We start from the raw sequence: 19,332 nt of genomic DNA on the forward strand, positions 1-19,332 counted from the left end.
TCGCCGCCATCGCGGACCCCCTGCCGTCCCGGATCAGCTCCGTCGTCGAGCTGCGTGGCGGTGTCGCGCCTCGCGATGGCCAACCGCTACCGACCTCCCCGCCGCACCGTAAACCGCGGAGCCTCCACCCTTCCGCAGCCGCCTGATACGGTATTATCGTGTTACCGGCAACGCCAGCGAAGGTGCAGACAAGACGGCCCCGTCGCAGGACCGGACTGAAAGTGGAGGGATCACGATGAGGCTGGAAGGCAAGGTCGCCGTCATCACCGGGGCCGGCCAGGGCATCGGACGCGCCTACGCGAGCGCCTTCGCAGCCGAGGGCGCTCGCGTGGTGGCGGCGGACTTGAACGGGGACAGCGCTGAGTCGACAGCACAGGCCGTCCGGAGCGACGGCGGTCGGGCGATCGCCATCCCGACGGACGTCTCCGACGAGAGATCCGTGGAGCTCATGGTGTCCACCACGGTGCAGGAGTTCGGCACGGTCGACATTTTGGTCAACAACGCGGCCATCTTCTCGACCTTGAAGATGAAGCCGTTCACCGAGATCAGCGCCGACGAGTGGAACAAGGTCCTCGCGGTGAACGCCACGGGAACCTTCCTCGCCTGCAAGGCCGTCGCTCCGATCATGCGGGCGAACAGCTACGGGCGGATCATCAACATCTCGTCGAGCGTGGTCGTCACGGGGCGGGCGAACTACTCGCACTACGTGGCCTCCAAGGGCGCCGTCTGGGCACTGACCCACGCACTTGCCACTGAGCTCGGCGACGCGAACATCACGGTGAACGCCGTGAGTCCGCACGGGATCGTCACTGAGATCCCGCGGGAGACCATCTCGGAGGAGCAGTGGGCCGAGATGCTGCGAGATCAGGCGCTGAAGCGACGCGGCGAGGTTTCCGACGTCGTCGGAGCCGTCCTCTTCCTGGCGAGTGACGAGAGCAAGTACATGACCGGGCAGACCTTGAGTCTCGACGCCGGCCTGCGCTTCACCTGATCACGTCGCGGCACCGCAACCCGTTGATCGCCGGGGACGTCGGTGTCCACTTCCTGGGTAGGAGTTGTCAACGTGGATAACACATCCGTGACGGAGTCGGCCGCCGACCGGACGGCTCTGCGCAAGCGAGCGCTCGCGAAGGTCAGCGCACGGCTCATGCCGTTCATCTTCGTCATGTACCTCGTAAACTACCTGGATCGCACCGCGCTGGGAATTGCGAACGTCAACGGGATGAGCGAAGAACTATCCCTCACAGCGACGGCGTTCGGCCTTGCGTCCGGAATCTTCTTCATCGGCTACATCATCCTGGAGGTGCCGAGCAGCGTCATCACCCAGCGGATCGGCGCCCGGCGGTGGCTTGCCCGGATCGCCATCTCCTGGGGCATCGTGGCCAGCCTGACGGCGTTCGTGCCGAGCTTCGAATGGCTGCTCTTCGCACGATTCATGCTCGGCGTCGCCGAGGCGGGTTTCGCCCCCGCGATCCTGCTCTACCTCACGATGTGGTTCTCCAACAGCGAGCGTCCGAAGGCGTTCTCGCTGTACCTGCTGGGCATCCCGATCTCGTCGGTCCTCGCCGGACCGTTGGCAAGCTGGTTGATCGTCGCAGGCGAAGGAGTCTTCGGACTGACCGGGTGGCGCTTCATGACGCTGGCCACCGGCCTGCCCGCGATCGTCCTCGGGGTGATCGCGTTCTTCTACCTCACCGACCGCCCGCAGGACGCCACGTGGCTCACCGAGCCCGAGAAGGCAGCCGTGCTCGCGGATATCGACGCCGCCACACCACCAGAGGCCCGCGAGCATCACGGTGGAATCCTTTCCTCCCTGAAGTCGGGACGCGTCTGGATCATGGGGTTTGCCTACCTCGGCGTCGTCTACGGGCTGTATGCGATCGGGTTCTTCGCGCCGTCGATCATCAGTGGGTTCGCCGAGCAGTTCGGAACGACGTTCTCCACACTGCAGAACGGCTTCCTCCTTGCTATTCCCTACGCGTTCGCCGCGGCCGCACTCATCCTGTGGCCCCGCCACGCCGCGAAGAAGGGGGAGATCGGGTGGCACGTGCTCGTCAGCACGATCGTGGGTGCGGCGGGCATCCTCGTGGCCGCACTGATCGACAACCCGTGGTACATCATGATCGGGGTGACGCTGTGCGCGGTTGGTGTCATTTCGAGCATGCCGCTGGTGTACAGCCTGCCGGCGCGGATCCTCCCGGCGGCGACCGTCGGCACGGGCCTTGCCCTGGTCAACACGATCGGCAACGTCGGTGGCTTCGCCGGGCCCTACGTCACAGGCTGGCTCACCGATCTCTCCGGGAGCACCGTGGTGCCGTTCGTCGTGCTCGCCTGCCTGCTGATCTCCGCCGGGATCATCTCGGTGTCCGTGCAGACCGTGACGCGCAGGCGCAACGGCGAGATCACCACCTCGTCCGCACCCTGAGCGGCGGGACGAACGGGGGACAATACTGTCTCACCCGACCAAGGGGGACTCGTGATCATCAGGCAAGCGGCGCCTCTGCGCGAACAGGCCGTCAAGGCGATCAGGAGCCACATCCTGGACGGGACCTATCGCGCAGGCACTCGACTGAAGGAGAAGGACCTGTGCGAGAGGTACGAGGTCAGCCGAACGGTGATCCGTGAGGCGCTGCGCCAGTTGGAGAGCGAACGGCTGATCCGCATCGAGCCCAACGTCGGGCCCGTCGTTTCGACGGTCTCCCGGTCGGAGGCCCGGGACCTGTACGAGGCCCGCGCCGCGCTGGAGGCGACCGCCGCGAAGTTCGCCGCGGAGCGGGCGACGGAGGAGCAGCTCGAGAGGCTCGTCGCCACCCACGACGAGATCGCCACGGGAGGAGACCTCGCCCTGCCCGCCGTGATCGAGCTCAAGAACAGGTTCTACGAGCGGCTTGCGGAGGCCTCCGGGAACGGCGTGATCGCCGACCTGTTCGACAATGTCCAGGCCCGGATCAGCCAGCTGCGTCATCTCACCCTGGGATCGCCGGGGCGACATGCCCGCTCGGTCGCCGAACTTGGGGCTGTGGTGGACGCGATCAGGCGCCGGGATCCGGAGGCCGCATACGCCGCATCCGTGCTCCACGTGAAAGCCGCCGAGGCGGTTGCCCTCGCGGCGTTCGACGATCCTTCACATTCTGCGGGCCGCGATCACGTCGAGAACGACGAGCTGGACGTCGAGGTGCTCGTCGACACCCACGCCGCTCCTCCCCCGCTCGCCCCAGTCCCGGCGCAGGCCGATCACCCCTATGACGGCGGCGAGTCCGTCGATACAGCACGCAAGTAGGTGCGCCCGGCCCGAGCGCTGATCCGCCGGGCCCGCCTGGACGAATCCGATCGTCCCGGCGGGCCCGGCGGGGTCAGTCGCCCGACACGATCTCGGCTCCGAGGAACGTGGGGTCGTCGAGTGCCATGGCGAGCCCGAGGATCGCCCCGGCGTAGCTGTACTGACGAAGACCCATCACGACTCCGGTGACGGTCGGCCGGAACACCGAGTCCCACGGGCCGACCGGGAGGCCGCGCGGGGCTGTCGGCGGAGCATCGACGTTGGCGAAATGCACCTCGACGACGGGACGTCCCGTCTCGGAGAGAGCGTGCTTCGTCGGGATGCCGACCTCGGTGAGCCCGGCCGGGTTGACGACGAAGGCGTCAACGGTACCCGCGTGGGCGTGGATGAACTCGAGGATTGCCCCCTCGTAGTTCGACACGAAGACCTCGATCTCCACCCCGATGCGCTCACCGAAGTCACGGCAGAACGTCTGCAGCTCGTCGATGGAATTGATAGCACCGTAGACGCGCTTGTTGCGGGCGCCGAGGTTGGTCATGTTCGGGCCGTCGATCACGGCGATCCGGTGCCGCCGGGCACCGCTGCGGAACGACTCAGGCACGTGGTGTCTCCTCTCCAGGGGCGACCGAGTGCCGCCGGGCGTCGATGTCGGCGAGCGCCCACAGGAGATGCTCCCCGAACGCAGCGGCGTTCTCCGCGTGCGGGAAGTGCCCCAGCTCGGGCATCTCGTGGTAGCGCGCCGTGGGAATGAGCTCGGCCAGCTCCTGCGTCGCCTCAGGGGGAACGGAGTAATCATAGCGCCCGTTCATCAACACGACGGGAGGCGATGCGGAGGTCAGGAGGTGCCGGACGTTGTCGATGTCCCAGCAATGGGAGTAGTAGCGGATGTCCTGCTCGTAGATCCCGAATCCGCCTTGCGAATACCCCCACCAGACTCGGTCGCGCTCTTCCTTGGTCGAGAGTGGCGACATGAGCCCGAAGGTCCACTCGGGAACGTGCAACGCCTGATTGACCGAGGTGTTGCGCAGCCATGGCGTGAGCCGGTTCGCCACGCGTGGCCCTACCTGCGCACCCACTGCGCCTGCGATGTCGCCCGGGTGCCTGGCCGCCATTTCCACGACCGCCGCACCGGCCATCGACGCACCCACGACGATTGGCCTCTGGTCGAGTTCGAGCGCCTGGATGAAGGCGTGGATGCACCCGGTGTAGCTGTCCGAGTCGAGGGAGTACTCGGTGTTGCGGCGGCCGTGGGGCGGGTCGGACTTCCCGTGCCAAGGCAGGTCGAACGCGATCAGGCGGTGCTGCGACGTCAGCCGCGCGTCGGTGAGCAGGCCGTGGTACTGCCGGCTGTCGGAACCGGCGGTGGCCAGCAGGATCACCGGCGTTCCCTCGCCCGCCGACTCCCAGTGGATGTCACACGTTCCCCACGACGTCGTCTCCACGCGCAGGTACCGTCCGATCACGTCAACCAGTGGCGCCGGCTCAGGCGCAGGAACCGCCGAGCTGCGCCGAGCCACCTCGACCACCCGACGAACCAGGTGCAGGTGCTGGGCGAACGACGCGACGTCTCCCTCGACCCGTCCGGAGCCACGCGGCTCGAGCAGGGCGAGCACGTGCTGCGATCGGGGCGGGGGCTCGGCAGCGAGCACACGCGCCCACTCGTCGGGGTCGAGCGCGAGGACGAAGCCCACGTCGTCGTCGCTCGCCCCTCCGCCGCGCACCGCTACGGCGCCATCGCTGAATCGGACGGCAACCGCGGGACCTCCTCGGTCGCGCAGCCCGAACGTGATGGTGGTGCCGCGTGCGAGTTCCTCCAGTTCGGCGTCGGCCGCGAGGGCTTCGCCGAGGTCGACGGGGAATGTCATGCGCGTCAGGAGGTCACGCCGGCATCGTGGACGACGACCGTGGGCTCCAGGCCCGTCGCCCCGACGACGTTCTTCCACGCATCGAAGCCGATCTGGAAGGCGACGACCCCCGCCTCGGGGAGAGCGATCTCGATCGCCTCCAGGATCTCCTGCGCACTTACGCCCAAATCGAGTGCAACGCGGATGTGGCTCTCGATCTGCCCCTTCGGCGCCTTGAGCACCGTCAGGCTGCAAATGAAGATGAGCTCCTTCGTCCTCCGGTCGAGAAGCCGCTCGGACAGGTAGGCGGCGTTGACCAGGCCGTTCGCCGCCTTGAGCACCTCGAAGTCATGCTTGGCCATGACCTTGTGGTAGTCGAGGACATACCCGCGCTTGCGCGCCATGTCGTCGATGTAGCTCTGCGCGTCGTCCGCGTCCGCCATCGGTTCCCCTCCTCGCCAGGTCAGGCCGCGCTCGCAGCCCGGTAATACCGTAGTATCGTAACTGATCGTCGAGTCGAGTCAACGCAACGGGGAGTGGGGGGCGAATGAACGCCACGGACAGCACGAGAACCGCGCTGGTCACCGGTGCCGGAAGCGGGATCGGGAAGGCCGTCGCCAGGAAGCTGGCGTCAATCGGTTCGCGCCTCGTGCTCGTCGACGTGGATCCGAGAGGCCTCGAATCGACCGTGGAGGAGCTCGCCCACACCGACGTCCTGCCGGTGTCCGGAGACATCGCGGAGGAGGCGACGATGGACGAGGCGGTGGCCGCCGGGGCGGAACGCTTCGGCCAGATCGACCAGTACCACCTCAACGCCGGGATCATGGGGAGCTTCGACCCGTTCCCGCTCCTGCAGGTCGAGGACTTCGACCGGGTGATGTCGGTCAACGTCCGCGGGACCTTCCTCGGCCTCCGGGCGGCGTTTCGCCAGTACGCGCGGCAGGACACAGCCGGCTCCATCGTCGTCACCGCCTCGATCGCCAGCCTCAGGGGGAGCGCTGACGTCATCGCGTACCAGACGTCCAAGCACGCAGGCCTCGGCCTGATCCGGGCAGCGGCCATGTACGGCGGACCGCTCGGAATCCGGACCAACGGAGTAGCTCCGGGCCTCGTCCCCACCGAGCTCCACACCGCGGCGGCGCAGCGCGCAGGCGGTGGGGGCGACATCTTCGAGCGCGGCCGAACCGTCCCCATGCGCCGCACCGGATCCGCATCCGAGGTGGCCGAGGTCGTGTCGTTCCTGCTCAGCGACGCCGCGTCCTACGTCAATGGAGAGGTGGTCTCGGTGGACGGGGGCTCCGCCACGATGAGCAGCGTGCGGCCTTCTGGAGGCGCAGGCCGATGGGACTCCGCCGAGGTGGACATGCCGGCCAGGGACGCGTCGGAGCAGCTACGTCGCCGGTGAGCTTCGGGCACCACCGCCATCGAGGGCCTGGTCGCGCACGGCGAGGTCCGTCGAGGCCGCCCCCATCGTCACTCCAAGGCTCCTACCGCCTCTTCCGCCGCGTTCACCACGCCCGAGGTCCGGACGAGGTCCAGGACCTCACCCATGTCCGTCTGGAACCACCGGTCGCCGTCCAGTGCGGCGGGGACCCGGGCGCGGATGGCGTCGAGGGCCGCTTGCGTCCCCCGTCCCAGCGGGTGGTCCACCATCAGCGGCTCCACGAGCGAGAGCGCCTGCGCGGCGCAGAGCAGTTCTCCGGCGACGACGTGCTCCGAGTTGCCGACGACGACCCGGGCCTTCCTGGCACACCACGCCGAGTTGGAGACGTGGTCCTCGGCGTTGCCCTTGCCGGGGATGCTGTCCACGCTGCCCGCGGTCGAGAGTCCCCTGTTCTCCATGACCAGCGCCGACGCGGTGCACTGGACGTTCACGAAGCCCGTGTTGAGCCCGGGGCGTCCGGTGGCCAGGTTCCGTGGCAGGCCGTAACTCATGGCTGGGTCGAGCAGGCGAGCGAGCCGGCGTTCGCTGATCGAGGCCAGGTCGGCCACCGCCAGCGCCAGCAGGTCCATGGTCTGGGCGATGTACTGACCGTGGAAGTTGCCACCGGAGATCGCGCGGTAGCCGTCACCGTCCTCGAAGATCAGCGGGTTGTCGGTAGCAGAGTTGATCTCGATGCCCAGCACCCGCTCGACGTAGTCCAACGCGTCGGAGACGGGCCCGTGGACCTGCGGTGCGCATCGCAGCGAGTACACGTCCTGGACCCGCGGCGCAGGCAGCTCCCCCGGAGCGCGCAGCTCCGCCGGGAACCGCACCTCGCGGGCCGGTGCCGAGCAGCGCGCCGACTCCGCGGCCACCCGCAGCACGTTGCGGGCCGTGCGGGCCTGCCCCGGGTGCGGCCTGGCGATGTGGATCGGGGGTTCGAAGGCGGCCAGCTCGCCGCGCATCGCCTCCAGGCTCATCGTCAGGGCGACGTCCGCGGCCTTGAGCAGGCGACGCGCGTCGGCGGTGGCCAGTACGGCGACGGCGAGCGAGGCCGTCGTCCCGTTGATCAGGGCGGAGGCGTCCTTCGCCCGCAGCTCGATGCGGGGCTCGAGCCCGACCTCGCTCGCGGCTTCGGCTGCCCCCATCTGCTGTCCGTGCAGCTCGACCTGGGCCTGCGGGAGGCCGGCGACGGCGGCGGCCAGGTGCGCCAGCGGCGCCAGGTCACCGGATGCGCCGACACTGCCCTGCGACGGCACGATCGGGTGCACCTGCAGGTTGAGGAACTGCAGCAGCCGGCCCACCACCTCAGGGGACGGTCCGGAGAAGTTCGAGGCGAAGGCGTTGGCCCGCAGCAGCATCATGGCGCGGACCACTTCCGTCGGGAACGGCTCACCCACTCCGGTGGCGTGCGCGGAGATGACGCGGGTCTGGTGCTCCGCCATGTCCGCCACCAGCAGCCGCTGGTCCTTGAACATGCCCACACCGGTGTTGAAGGAGTAGATGAGCGGCGCCTCGTCGTTGACCCACTGCTGCTCCACATATGCCCTCGTCGCACCGAGTGCGGCGCGGGCGGTGTCCGCCAGAGCGACTTCGGCGAAAGTGCCGTCCGACTGCGGTCGGGCAACTCGCAGCACGTCGTCCAGGGTGAGAGCACGCCCATCGAGTTCAATCTTCACGGAAGGGACCCTAACTTCGGCATGCCACACCGGAGGGCCGGTCGTCGGTCAGGGGCGCCGGCCGGTGCGGCGGGCCAGCACCACCGCAGCTCGTCCCGGACCTCCGGGGATTCGACCCGACCAGCGACAATCCGCAGCCGGGTGTGCGCGGCGCGGATCCTCGCCCGGAGCTCGGCGGCGTCGTCCCGCTCACCCGGCTCCACCCGGGCCTGCCATCACCGGATACGAGTGCCAGAGCACCCGTATCCACTCACGGCCGCAGGGTCGCCTCGATGAAGGAGAACGGGCTCGGGGTCGCCACGATGCGGTCCAGCGTGAAACCCGCCGACGAGAGGAGCTGCGCGAACTCGTCCACACTGCGCTCTTTACCGCCCAGCATCGCCAGCATGACCAGATCGATCGCCTTGGTGAAGTGCGGCTCGTCCCCTCCCGGCACGATGCCCTCGACCACCACCAACCGCGCTCCCGGCATCGCGGCGGCCTCGATACTGCCCAGAATGCGCCGACACTTGTCGTCGTCCCAGTCGTGCAGGATGTAGGACAGGACATAGACATCAGCCCGCGGCACCGACTCGAAGAAGTCACCGGCCACCACCTCGACGCGGTCGGTGAACCCCTTCATCTCCAGGTGGCGCCGGGCGTCGGGCACGACCTCGGGCACATCGAACACGATGCCCCGCCGGTCCGGCTCGTTCTCCAGAAGCTGCACGAGCACCGAACCGCTCGCTCCACCGATATCGGCCACCACCTCGCCGGCAGGAAGCCGGTAGCCCTCGAACATCCCGGCCCCCAGACCGCCCATCACGCTGGCCATCGCGCCCGACTGCACCTCGACCAGCTCGGAGTCCTTGACGACCCAGTCGAAGAACGGCTCCCCGAAATAGTGGGTGGCCGCGGTCTCACCCGTACGGACGTTGTGCAGCAGCTCGCTGAACGGGAGGTAGTGGGTCTCCATCCAGTACAGGGTCGCGGCGCGCACGGAATCGGCGCGGTGCGCGGACAAGGTGGCGCCCAACGGCGTCGTCTCGACGGTGCCGTCTGGCAGGCTCCGGAAGACGCCCATCGGGGCGAGGGTCCGGATCAGCCTGCCCAGCGGCTCCGGCTGCGCCCAGCAGGCTTCCGCCAGGTCGGCCACGGTCTTCGGGCCCTCGTCGAGCTGCGTGGCGATGTCGAGCTTCGCGATGACGTACAGCGCCTGGGAGAGCTGGAACCCACCGACGAACTGGATCATCTGCATCGCCGGGGGAAGTTCGCCCGTGGGCTGCTCTGCGGCATCACCGGGCGCTTGATCGATCATGGCCGTATCCCAGCCCGATCGCGGACGCGGCGCCATCGGCAAACGGCACCCGTTCATACGAGGTTGTGCGCCGGGGACCGGAACCGTGCGCACGCCCTCGTATGAATGCGCGCAGCCCACGTATGGCCCCGCACCCGTCATCGCTGCTTGGCTCGAAGGCGTGATCGATCACGACCCCACGACGGACCGACCGGTGAAGCCTTGATGAGGTTCTTGTTCTGCAGCGTGTCGGCGCACGGTCACGTGCTGCCGCTCGTGCCGTTGATGGAGGCGGCGCGCTCGGAGGGCCATGATGTGGCGCTCATCGGCAGCGGTGGCATGGCCGACGTCGTCCGTGCCGAACTGCCGGTCGGAGTCGAGTACCTCCCTGCTGGTCCGATGCCGTTCGAGCTGGCGGTGGAGGCGGCGCGCCGGACGGGTGGGGACGTCATGGCGCCCTCGGCCGAGGGGGTCGGCGAGATCTTCGGTGGGATCGTGCTCGAGCGGGCCGCTGACGACGCCGTGGCGGCTGCCCGCTCCTGGCGGGCCGACGTGGTCATCTCGGAGGTCTACTGCACCGTCGGTCCGTTCGTCGCCGCCGTGCTCGGCCTGACGTGGCACGAGGTCCGCATGACGACGGCCATGCCCGCGGAGTGGGTGCAGGCCATCGATCGGGCCACCGCCCGTCACTACGACGAACGTGGTCTGTCTCCCGTGGCCGCGAGCAGCGTCCTCGACCTGTGGCCCGCGAAGCTGCGCGATCCCGTCGGTGACCTTCCCGCGAACGTCCCGGTCCTCCCGGTGCGGACACGAGCGCACCGGCGCCCACGGGGCGCGGGCCCCTCGAGCGTGCCGGCTTTCGGTGACCGGCTGCGGCCGCGGGTACTGGTCACCCTGGGGACGGTCTTCTCGGACACCGGGCTGCTCGATTCGGTGGTCGACGCGGTCGCCGGGAACGACGTGGACGTCCTGGCCACCCTCGGGCTGTCGTTGCAGGGCGGAGCGGGCGTAGGGCGCGACAGGGAGGGCGCGGGCGGCGGGTCGGTCAAGTTCGTGTCCTTCGTGCCGATCGACGAGCTGCTCGACGAGGTCGATCTCGTCGTCGGGGTCGGAGGTGCGGGCACCACGCTGGCCGCTCTCAGCCGCGGCATCCCCCTGGTGTTGTGGCCGCAAGGAGCGGATCAGCCCGCGATCGCGGAGCGCGTGTCGGCCGCGGGAGCGGCGTTGACGGTGGGGGCGCTCTCCGAGATCGGACCCGCCGTGGCAGAAGCGCTGACGGCGACGACGTACTGGAAGAGCGCGGGAGATGTCGCGCAGTCGATCGCGGACACCCCGGCGCCACCGGAGGTGATCCGGCTGCTCGCCTCCGGCGCGCAACGCTGATCGCCACGGCCCCTTTCCTCCCCACCATGAAGGACTGTTCGATGACCGAAGCACCCCGGACCAACCCGTTCGACACGATGCTGAAGGCGTACCTGCAATGGGGCGAACCGGTCTCGCGCGCCTTCGCACGTGCGGCGCTGGACCGAGCCGGCCTCGCCCCCGGCAGTGCGGTGCTCGATTCCTGTGCCGGCGCCGGAGCACTCGCCGTCGCCGCGGCGCAGGAGGGCCACCGGGTACGGGGTATCGACATCTCGGCGGGCATGCTCGGGGTTCTCACCGAGCGGCTGACGCCGTTCCCCGGAAGTGCGGCCGAGCACATGGACGCACTGGAGATGATCTACGTCGACGACTCGTTCGATGCCGCCTTCTCCGTGCTGGGCGTGCTGAACTTCGGTGACGCGGTCCCGGCAGCGCTGCGGGGACTGGTCCGCGTGACCCGGCCCGGCGGCGTGATCGGCCTCGTGCACTGGGCGAGCACCTGGGGAGCCCCGCTGTTCCCCATGATGGCCGAAGCGATGACGCGCCTGGACGACCCCGCCGTCGCCCCGCTCGTCCCGCTGGTCAGCGACGAGTACATGGGCCCCGCTGCGCTGGACGCCGCGCTCTCCCAGGCCGGCTGCGTCGACGTGTCCACCACGGTCCACGAGGTCGCGAACCTGCTCCCGGAGCCGGAAGTGGCGTTCGACGAGCTGGACTCGATGTACCTCAACCACGAGCGGTACCGCGCGCTGACCGATGAGCAGCGCAGCCGGCTGCGCGGGCTGTTCGCCGAGGAGGTCCGGGCCGCCAGGGGTGCCGATGGCAAGGGGGCGCCCGCCGTCGGCCACGTCACCATCGGGCACCTGCCGCAGTAGGCGCGCACCCCGGGAACCGGGGCCGGCTCCTGGACGACCTAGGAACCAGCATCCGCCTCGAGGAGGTCGTCCCGTGAAGGTCCGTCGTGCCGGTCGGCTCGCAGCCGCCGCGTTCGCCTGCGCTGCGCTGCTCGCCGCTTGCGGAGGGCCCAGCGGAACCGGAGGAAGCACCGCCGCGCCGGACACCGGCTACGGCACCCGGACGGTGACCGACTGCACCGGCACGACCTCGACGTTCACCGCCCCGCCCACCCGGGTCGCGACGGTGACCACGAGCGTGCTCGAGTTCCTGCTGACCCTGGGACTGCGGGACCGGGTCGTGGGGGTGCAGGCGGTGGCCCCCGGCGCGTTCCCGCCCGACCTGCAGCAGCAGGCGGACGCGTTGCCCACGCTCGGCGGCGAGTACGTTCCCGGCAACTTCGTCCCGGTGCAGCGGGAGCAGGTGTTGACGGCGACCCCGGACTTCGTGGTCGGGGGGTGGCCGTCGAACTTCGACTCGACCAAGGGCGCGCTGTCGCAGCAGGAGCTCGCCGAGCGCGGTATCGCCTCGTACTTCGCGCTCGCCGCCTCCTGCACCCGGACCGGGCCGATCACCGACCTGGCCGTGGTCTACCAGGACATCGAGAACTACGGCACGATCTTCGACGTGCAGGAGCAGGCGGACGAGCTGATCTCCCGGATGCGGCGGACGGTCGAGGACGTGCAGGCCCGCATCGACGGCGCTCCCCGGCCGAAGGTCTTCACCTACAGCCTCGAGGACGGTGGGGGCAACGCCTACTCCGCCGGCAACCAGTTCCTCGGCAACGCGATCATCGACTTGGCGGGCGGGCGCAACATCTTCGACGACGTGAACGCCGTCTACGGCGAGGCCGGATGGGAAGAGGTGGTGGCCCGCAACCCGGACGTGATCGTCCTGGAGGTGTTCGGAAAGCCCACCCAGGCGGAGTTCGACGAGGCCGTGGCGAAAGCCGAGGCGGTCTTCACCGGCAACCCGGCGCTGCAGAACGTCACGGCGGTGCGGGAGCGACGGTTCGTGCCCGTGCAGGACGAGGCCTACTACGTCGGCGGGGTGCGCAACGCCGAGGCGGTCGAGACCCTCGCACGCTCGCTGCACCCGGACGCGTTCGTCGGGTGACCGCGCCCGCGCCCGGTCGGCGCACCCCGGTCGCGCTCACCGTCCTCGTGGTGGCGGGCCTTGTGTTCGCCGTGGTCGCCGTGGGGATCGGCAGCGCGTTCATCCCGCCGGTGACAGTCGCCGAGATCCTCGGCTACCGGATCTTCACCCTCGGGGACCCCACGCACTGGACCCGCACCCAGGACGACATCGTGTGGAACCTGCGCCTGCCGCGGGTGCTGCTCGCGGTCCTGGTCGGCGCCTCGCTGTCGGTCGTCGGGGTGGTGGCACAGGCCGTCATGCGCAACCCGCTGGCCGACCCCTACGTGCTGGGCATCTCCTCCGGTGGAGCCCTCGGCGCCGTGGCCTGGCTGGTGCTCGGTTCGGCGGCTCTCGGGGGCACGTCGGTCGGGATCGCGGCGTTCGTGGGAGCCACGGTGGCCCTGTTCGTGGTGGCCGGGTTCGTGCGGCTGACCGGTGAGTTCGACTCGAACCGGCTGGTGCTGGCCGGGATCGTGATCGGCACCGGGCTGTCCGGGCTGACCAACTTCCTCATCTACACCGCGCGCGACAACGCGACCACGAACTCGGCGCTGTTCTGGCTGCTCGGCAGTCTGGCCGGGGCCAGGTGGAACCAGTTGCTCCTGCCCGCCACGGTGCTCGTGCTCGGGATCGTGCTCGTGTCGTTGCTGTCGCGGCAGCTCAACGCGCTGCTGTTCGGCGACGCCACCGCCGCCTCGCTCGGCGTCGACCCACAACGAGTGCGGCTGCTGCTCTACGTCGTCGCAGCCGCGTTGACCGGGGTGGCGGTGGCGCTCTCCGGCGTGATCGCGTTCGTCGGGCTGGTCGTGCCGCACGCCGCCCGCATGCTCGTCGGCAGCGACCACCGCGGGCTCATCCCGGTCGCCGTGGTCCTCGGGGCCGTGTTCATGGTCGGTGTGGACCTCGTCGGTCGGACCGTCATGGCCCCGGACGAGCTTCCCGTCGGGGTGGTCACCGCCGTGCTCGGCGCGCCGGCGTTCCTGCTGTTGATGGCCCGGCGCAGCGTCCGGTTCGGCGCGGCGTGAGCCCGATCGGCGTTCGCGGGCTGTCCGTGGAGCTCGGTGGCAGGCGCATCCTGGAGGGGGTGGCGTTCGACGTGCCGTCGGGCTCGGTCGCCGGGGTCATCGGCCCGAACGGGGCCGGGAAGTCGACGCTGCTCGGCTGCCTCTACCGGCACGTCCCCTACCGTCAGGGCGAGATCCACGTCGATGGCCGGGAGCTGCGCTCGCTCGCCCGTCGAGACATCGCCCGGCAGATCGCCGCCGTGCCGCAGGAGACCCCGCTGGCCTTCGACCTGACCGTGGAGGAGATCGTGAGCGCCGGACGCATCCCGCACACCCGGGCGACCGGACTGCGCACGGCCCACGACCGTGACGTCGTCGAGGACTGCCTGCGTCGGGTCGGCCTGGACCACCTGCGCCACCGCAGCGCCGCGACGCTCTCGGGCGGCGAACGCCAGCGCGCCCTCCTCGGGCGGGCCCTGGCCCAGGACACCCCCGTCCTCGTGCTCGACGAGCCCACCAACCACCTCGACCTGGCCAACCAGGAGCAGTTGCTGGGTCTGCTGCGGGGCACCGGTGCCACCACCGTGGTCGCGATCCACGACCTCAACCTCGCCGCCGAGTACTGCGACCGGATCGTCGTGCTCGCGGACGGATCCGTGCAGGCCGACGGCACCCCGGACGAGGTGCTGACCCCCGAACTGCTCGAGGCGGTCTTCCGCGTGCGCTGCCACGTCGTCCCGCACCCCGACAGCGGGCGGCCGCACATCATCACCGGCGCACGTGGACGGTCTTGAGGCGTCTCGGTCCGCGACCTCGTCACTCCACCACGAGGACGATCTTCCCGGTGGTGCGCCCGGTCTCGCCGTGGGCGTGCGCCCCGGCGGCGTCCGCGAGCGGGAAGCTCGCATCGACATGGACGCGGAGCCTGCCCTGCCCGGCGAGCTCGGCGATGGCACGCATGCCCGCGTGGTCGGCTTCGACGAGCAGCCCCTGCAACCGCACGCCCCGCTCCGCGGCCTTCCGCGCGTCGGCGGCGTCGGCGACCGGGTCCCCCGACACGAGCGAGATCATGCGGCCGCCCTCGCGCAGGACGTCCAGGGAACGGGTGCGCACCTCGCCGGCGAGGGTGTCCAGGACCACGTCGACGTCGTCGAGGGCCTCGGCGAAATCCGTGGTCCGGTAGTCGATCAGCTCGTCGGCGCCGAGCTCGCGCAGGAACTCGTGCTTCGCCGCGCTGGCCGTGCCGATGACGTACGCACCACGCGCCTTCGCGATCTGCACGGCCAGGTGGCCGACCCCGCCCGCCGCGGCGTGGATCAGCACCCGCTGGCCCGGCCCGACGTCCGCCGTGTCGACCAACGACTGGTATGCCGTCAACGCGGCCAGGGGCAACGCGGCCGCCTGCACGTGGTCCAGGTTCGCCGGCTTGCGGGCGAAGGACCGCGTGGGCGCCTTGGCGTACTCGGCATACGCCCCGGCGCCCCGCGGGTAGGGCAACATGCCGAACACCTCGTCGCCGGGCTCGTACAGCGTGACCCCGCCGCCGACCTGCTCGACGACCCCGGCGACGTCCCACCCGAGGACCGGCACCGGTTCCGACATCCCCGGCAGGCCCGCGCGGTGCTTCCAGTCGGTCGGGTTCACACCCGCCGCCTGGACCCGCACGACGATCTCCCCGACACCCGCAACAGGCTGCGGCAGTGTGACCGCGTGGAGCACGTCCGGGCTGCCGAACACGTCTTGGCTGATGGCGCGCATGGTGGCGCCCTCGGTTCCGCTCATGATCTCAGTCTGTTGGGGGCCCGAGCGTGCGGCAATGGCATGATCGCCACTATTCGATGGGATCCTGCCAGCATCCCCGGTCCAAGGAGTCGGCATGCCGCGAGCGCACCGGGTCGCCGTCCTCGCCATCGACGGGGTGTATCCGTTCGAACTCGGCATGCCGAGCCGGATCCTCGGCGCCGCCGAGGGCCTCTACGAGGTGCTGACCTGCAGCGTCGACGGCCGCCCGGTCCGCACGAGCAGCGACTTCACCATCGCCGTCGAACACGGCCCCGAACTGCTGTCCACGGCCGACACGGTGGTGATCGCGCCGTTCGCCCCGCCGTCCGACGATGCCGAACCGATCGTGCCGGAGCTGCCGGAACCGATCGCGGACGCCTTCCGGCGGATCCGGCCCGGCACCCGGCTCGTGTCCATCTGCACCGGCGCCTTCGTGCTCGCCGCCGCCGGCCTGCTCGACGGCCGCCCGGCCACCACCCACTGGCAGGCGGCCGAGCCGTTCCGCCGCCTCTTCCCGAAGGTCGACCTGAACCCCGACGTCCTGTTCGTCGACGACGGCGACGTCCTGACCTCCGCGGGCGCCGCCTCCGGCGTCGACCTGTTCGTGCACCTGCTGCGCACCGACCACGGCAGCGAGATCGCCAACCGGGTCGCCCGCCGTTGCGTGGTACCTCCCTGGCGAGACGGCGGGCAGGCCCAGTACATCGAGTCGCCGGTCCCGCGGACCACGCAGGACGGCACCGCAGCGGCTCGGCAATGGGCGCTCGCGCACCTGCACGAACCCCTCGCCCTCGCCGATCTCGCCGAGCACGCCCGGATGAGCCTGCGCACCTTCGCCCGCCGCTTCACCGACGAGGTCGGCACGAGCCCCGGGCGGTGGATCACCCAGCAACGCCTCGCCCGCGCCCGCCACCTCCTCGAATCCAGCGATCTCCCGATCGACGAGATCGCCGGCGAGGTCGGCTTCGCCACCGGCACGTCGCTGCGCCAACACCTCCACACGGCGATCGGGGTCTCCCCCATGGCCTACCGACGCACGTTCCGGGCGATGCGCGCCTGACGCCCCCCACCGGCATCGCGAAGCACCTGGCGCTGATCATCGCCTGACCTACGCTGGGACGGTGGCTTCCCGCACGGATCGCACCGAGCTCATGGTGCGTCAACGCAACTCGACGGCGTCGGCGATCATGCGCGCGATCGTTCGTGAGGGGCCTTGCGGTCGAAAGGAGTTGGCGTCGGCCATCGGTGTCAGCTTCACCACCATCACGAAGACCGTCACAGAGCTCATCGAACTCGGTGCGCTGACGGAGTCGGCGGCCGCGACACCGCGCGGTGTCGGCCGACCGGTCGTGCCACTCGACGTCCCCGCGGCGCAGCGGCTGGTGGTGGGCGCACACCTGCACCCGGGAAGCACCTCCTGCGGTGCGTTCACCCTGCGCGGCGAGCAGGTCGCGTTCCGGACGACGGCAGCCGGCGGACGCACCCAGCGCGAGCGGATCGAGGAGGCGGCCCGGCTGGTCGATGACGTCGTCACCGAGGCCGGCGTCGCTGCGGTGCTCGGTATCGGGATGACGACGCCCTGGGCCGAGGTCCACCACGGCCAGCCGCCACCGCTGCTGTCGGACGTCGACCACGACGAGCTCCGCAACGGGCTCCGGGAACGCCTCCCCCATCCGCTGCGGCTGGAGCCCAACGTCCGCGCGCTGGCGGTCGAGCACCACTGGTGGGGTGCCGGCGGCGACGACGTGCTGACGGTGCTCGTCGGGCGATCCGTCGGGGTGGCCCAGATGCGTGGCGGCGAGCTGGTCTGGGACGGTCCGGGCGCCGGGGGCCTCGTATCCCACGTCATCGTCCCCGGATCCGGCTTTCCCTGTGCATGCGGGCAGGTCGGCTGCGTCAAGGCGACCTGCACCGACGACGCTCTGCTGCAGCGCGCCGTCGCGGCCGGGCTGCTCCCACCCGGCGCGTTGCAGCGCGACCTGTACCCGGCGAGTGACACAGAACAGTTGCAGGGCCTTCGGCGGGATCGGGCAGAGGAACTGGGTCGCGTCATCCCGCTGATCATGAGCCTGGTCGCTCCCGGCGAGACGACCATACGTGGCAGGTTGGGAACCCCGGACGAGATCTCGACGTGCGTCGAGGCGATCCGGCTGCGCTTTCGCGCGCTGGTCGGGCGCGAAGCGAACGTCCGCCACCACGGCGGCGAACGACCCGACTTCTGGGCACGCGCCTCGGCCGCCCTCGCCTTGGACCGCTACCTCGCATCCCCGTTGGAGCACGAGGGGGGCAGGGCATCGCGAGGGTCGCCCGTCCCGGTGCCCTGAGTTCGTCCGCCGCATCCTGCGCGGTGCCTGTCAGCGGACGACCTCGACGTCGGCGAGCTGCCGGGCGTGGTTCTCCACGGCGAGGTACGGGTTGAACTGCATGTGCCGGCTACCGACGTGCAGGTCACGCCAGAACCGCTGCACGGGGTTGTCGAGGGCGAAGCCGGCGGCTCCGTTCAGGTCCAGCAGCAGGTCCACCCCGTCCTGGCACCGGCGCACGACCGAGTTCAGCCGCATGCGCAGGGCCGTGCCGTCCCGGTCGGCGAGGGTCGGCTCGGCGATGAGCTGGTCGATCTCCGCCGCGAGCACCAGCAGGTCGCGCTCGGCGCTCTCGATCAGGTGCGTGGCGTCGGCGAACCAGTGCCGGGCCCCGGGCGAGGCCGCGAGGCTCTCGTACTGCGTCATCGGGGGCTTGCGCACGTGGAGCTGGGAACCGACCACGTCCAGCGCCCCACGCGCGGCACCCACCAGCGAGGCGAGCAGCGTGACGGCACCACCGAGGGGCTGCGCCGGGCGCCCGGGGAACAAGTCGGGTGCGCCGTCCGGGCCCGTGGGCAGGGTCAGCACGCGGGACCGGGGCACGAACACGTCCTCGGCCACCAGCGTGTGGCTGCCGGTGGCGCGCATCCCGACGGTGTCCCAGGTGCGCTCGATGTCCAGGTCCGCGGTCGGCACGAGGATCCCCACCACCTCGGGAGGTCCGTCACCGTCGCCCACCACGACCGGGGTGAGGGCCCACGGCGCGTCCTCGCAGCCCGAGACGGTGGGCCAACGCCCGGAGACGCGGATGCCGTCGGCCACGCGCCGTCCCCGGCCGGGCGGCTTCCCGGTACCGCACAGCCGCGTGTCGGGGTCGGCGTAGAACTGCGCGAGCAACTCCTGGGACATGAGCGGGGTGAATGCCGACTGGGTCTCTGTGCTCACCGCGACCAGCCAGGCCGACGAGGGGCAACCGCGGCCCAGTTCGGAGATCATGCGGACGGTGGTCGGGAGGTCGGCGTCCAGACCGCCGAACCGAGCCGGCGTGGCCAGCGCGAACGCGCCCGCAGCCCGCAGCGCCGCGATGCTCTCGGCGGGGAGGCGCCGGTCGCGGTCGGCGCGGCCCGCGTTCGCGGCGAGTACCGGCGCCGCCGACCGCGCGGCCGCGATCACATCCTCGACGTCTGCGGGACGGACGTCTGTCGTGGTCATCTCAGGGTCTCCTCGGAGAGATCGCGCCCGCTCCCGGGTCGCGTCGGTGGCGACGTGCGCAGCGGCAGCCGTCGCCTGCTCGTGAACGTCCCGAGCACGGGTCCTGCACTCACCTGCGACCGCCACGACGTCCCGC

18 protein-coding genes are annotated in these 19,332 nt (G+C 70.3%); 11 read left to right on the forward strand and 7 right to left on the reverse strand.

The features are described from left to right. The first annotated feature begins 235 nt into the window (after window positions 1-235). From CFP66_RS28555 to CFP66_RS28565, 3 genes are all read left to right on the forward strand, one after another. Window positions 236-991, forward strand: coding sequence for an SDR family NAD(P)-dependent oxidoreductase (locus tag CFP66_RS28555; protein ID WP_094928292.1), 756 nt, complete (start codon window positions 236-238; stop codon window positions 989-991). An 87-nt stretch (window positions 992-1,078) separates the two neighbouring features. Then, complete coding sequence (locus CFP66_RS28560) at window positions 1,079-2,425, forward strand: MFS transporter (protein ID WP_233159788.1); 1,347 nt, start codon at window positions 1,079-1,081, stop codon at window positions 2,423-2,425. 51 nt (window positions 2,426-2,476) lie between these two features. After that, window positions 2,477-3,280, forward strand: coding sequence for a GntR family transcriptional regulator (locus CFP66_RS28565; protein WP_094928293.1), 804 nt, complete (start codon window positions 2,477-2,479; stop codon window positions 3,278-3,280). A gap of 73 nt (window positions 3,281-3,353) precedes the next feature. On the opposite strand, the gene CFP66_RS28570 is transcribed toward CFP66_RS28565, so the two are convergent. The 3 genes from CFP66_RS28570 to CFP66_RS28580 all read right to left on the reverse strand — a co-directional run bounded on the left by CFP66_RS28570 (window position 3,354) and on the right by CFP66_RS28580 (window position 5,567). Further along, window positions 3,354-3,881: a type II 3-dehydroquinate dehydratase gene (locus tag CFP66_RS28570; RefSeq protein ID WP_198961719.1), complete on the reverse strand. Its 528-nt coding sequence runs from the start codon at window positions 3,879-3,881 to the stop codon at window positions 3,354-3,356. Then, the gene (locus CFP66_RS28575) at window positions 3,874-4,893 is read right to left on the reverse strand and encodes an alpha/beta fold hydrolase (RefSeq protein ID WP_158228248.1); all 1,020 of its coding nucleotides are present in this window, start codon (window positions 4,891-4,893) and stop codon (window positions 3,874-3,876) included. The genes CFP66_RS28570 and CFP66_RS28575 overlap by 8 nt, the downstream gene beginning before the upstream one ends. Window positions 4,894-5,150: 257 nt before the next feature. After that, the gene (locus tag CFP66_RS28580) at window positions 5,151-5,567 is read right to left on the reverse strand and encodes a carboxymuconolactone decarboxylase family protein (RefSeq protein WP_094928295.1); all 417 of its coding nucleotides are present in this window, start codon (window positions 5,565-5,567) and stop codon (window positions 5,151-5,153) included. Window positions 5,568-5,671: 104 nt separating this feature from the next. On the opposite strand from CFP66_RS28580, the gene CFP66_RS28585 reads away from it, so the two are divergent. Further along, window positions 5,672-6,529 (forward strand): SDR family NAD(P)-dependent oxidoreductase, encoded by an 858-nt coding sequence (locus tag CFP66_RS28585; RefSeq protein WP_094928296.1) that lies wholly within the window; start codon window positions 5,672-5,674, stop codon window positions 6,527-6,529. Between the two features lie 68 nt (window positions 6,530-6,597). Here the strand turns inward: CFP66_RS28585 and hutH are convergent, their stop codons facing one another. Beyond that, on the reverse strand, window positions 6,598-8,226 hold the full coding sequence (gene hutH / locus CFP66_RS28590; RefSeq protein WP_094928297.1) for a histidine ammonia-lyase: 1,629 nt from the start codon (window positions 8,224-8,226) through the stop codon (window positions 6,598-6,600). 250 nt (window positions 8,227-8,476) lie between these two features. Further along, entirely contained in the window at window positions 8,477-9,616 is a 1,140-nt protein-coding gene (locus CFP66_RS28595) for a methyltransferase (RefSeq protein ID WP_233159789.1), read from the reverse strand. A 111-nt stretch (window positions 9,617-9,727) separates the two neighbouring features. On the opposite strand from CFP66_RS28595, the gene CFP66_RS28600 reads away from it, so the two are divergent. The 5 genes from CFP66_RS28600 to CFP66_RS28620 all read left to right on the forward strand — a co-directional run bounded on the left by CFP66_RS28600 (window position 9,728) and on the right by CFP66_RS28620 (window position 14,693). Continuing rightward, the gene (locus tag CFP66_RS28600) at window positions 9,728-10,885 is read left to right on the forward strand and encodes a glycosyltransferase (protein ID WP_094928299.1); all 1,158 of its coding nucleotides are present in this window, start codon (window positions 9,728-9,730) and stop codon (window positions 10,883-10,885) included. A gap of 41 nt (window positions 10,886-10,926) precedes the next feature. Then, entirely contained in the window at window positions 10,927-11,739 is an 813-nt protein-coding gene (locus CFP66_RS28605; RefSeq protein WP_158228250.1) for a class I SAM-dependent methyltransferase, read from the forward strand. A gap of 73 nt (window positions 11,740-11,812) precedes the next feature. Beyond that, on the forward strand, window positions 11,813-12,874 hold the full coding sequence (locus tag CFP66_RS28610; protein WP_158228251.1) for an ABC transporter substrate-binding protein: 1,062 nt from the start codon (window positions 11,813-11,815) through the stop codon (window positions 12,872-12,874). Continuing rightward, the gene (locus tag CFP66_RS28615) at window positions 12,871-13,920 is read left to right on the forward strand and encodes an iron ABC transporter permease (protein WP_198961720.1); all 1,050 of its coding nucleotides are present in this window, start codon (window positions 12,871-12,873) and stop codon (window positions 13,918-13,920) included. Before CFP66_RS28610 ends, CFP66_RS28615 begins: the two co-directional genes overlap by 4 nt. Further along, window positions 13,917-14,693, forward strand: coding sequence for an ABC transporter ATP-binding protein (locus CFP66_RS28620; protein ID WP_094928302.1), 777 nt, complete (start codon window positions 13,917-13,919; stop codon window positions 14,691-14,693). Before CFP66_RS28615 ends, CFP66_RS28620 begins: the two co-directional genes overlap by 4 nt. A gap of 22 nt (window positions 14,694-14,715) precedes the next feature. On the opposite strand, the gene CFP66_RS28625 is transcribed toward CFP66_RS28620, so the two are convergent. After that, entirely contained in the window at window positions 14,716-15,657 is a 942-nt protein-coding gene (locus CFP66_RS28625) for an NADP-dependent oxidoreductase (protein ID WP_094928353.1), read from the reverse strand. 118 nt (window positions 15,658-15,775) lie between these two features. Here CFP66_RS28625 and CFP66_RS28630 point away from each other — a divergent pair, with 118 nt between their 5' ends. Next, window positions 15,776-16,741: a GlxA family transcriptional regulator gene (locus tag CFP66_RS28630; RefSeq protein ID WP_094928303.1), complete on the forward strand. Its 966-nt coding sequence runs from the start codon at window positions 15,776-15,778 to the stop codon at window positions 16,739-16,741. 289 nt (window positions 16,742-17,030) lie between these two features. Continuing rightward, window positions 17,031-18,005, forward strand: coding sequence for an ROK family protein (locus CFP66_RS28635; protein ID WP_158228252.1), 975 nt, complete (start codon window positions 17,031-17,033; stop codon window positions 18,003-18,005). A 30-nt stretch (window positions 18,006-18,035) separates the two neighbouring features. On the opposite strand, the gene CFP66_RS28640 is transcribed toward CFP66_RS28635, so the two are convergent. Beyond that, window positions 18,036-19,196 (reverse strand): acyl-CoA dehydrogenase family protein, encoded by a 1,161-nt coding sequence (locus CFP66_RS28640; protein WP_158228253.1) that lies wholly within the window; start codon window positions 19,194-19,196, stop codon window positions 18,036-18,038. Window positions 19,197-19,332 lie beyond the last annotated feature (136 nt).

The organism is Pseudonocardia sp. MH-G8, assembly GCF_002262885.1.
Classification (GTDB): Bacteria; Actinomycetota; Actinomycetes; order Mycobacteriales; family Pseudonocardiaceae; genus Pseudonocardia.

Excerpts from the sequence above, each read along its gene's own strand:
- CFP66_RS28555 (WP_094928292.1), top strand. The coding sequence starts at position 236 with ATGAGGCTGGAAGGCAAGGTCGCCGTCATCACCGGGGCCGGCCAGGGC.
- CFP66_RS28640 (WP_158228253.1), bottom strand. The coding sequence starts at position 19,196 with ATGACCACGACAGACGTCCGTCCCGCAGACGTCGAGGATGTGATCGCG.
- CFP66_RS28585 (WP_094928296.1), top strand. The coding sequence starts at position 5,672 with ATGAACGCCACGGACAGCACGAGAACCGCGCTGGTCACCGGTGCCGGA.
- CFP66_RS28580 (WP_094928295.1), bottom strand. The coding sequence starts at position 5,567 with ATGGCGGACGCGGACGACGCGCAGAGCTACATCGACGACATGGCGCGC.
- CFP66_RS28600 (WP_094928299.1), top strand. The coding sequence starts at position 9,728 with ATGAGGTTCTTGTTCTGCAGCGTGTCGGCGCACGGTCACGTGCTGCCG.
- CFP66_RS28605 (WP_158228250.1), top strand. The coding sequence starts at position 10,927 with ATGACCGAAGCACCCCGGACCAACCCGTTCGACACGATGCTGAAGGCG.
- CFP66_RS28630 (WP_094928303.1), top strand. The coding sequence starts at position 15,776 with ATGCCGCGAGCGCACCGGGTCGCCGTCCTCGCCATCGACGGGGTGTAT.
- CFP66_RS28625 (WP_094928353.1), bottom strand. The coding sequence starts at position 15,657 with ATGCGCGCCATCAGCCAAGACGTGTTCGGCAGCCCGGACGTGCTCCAC.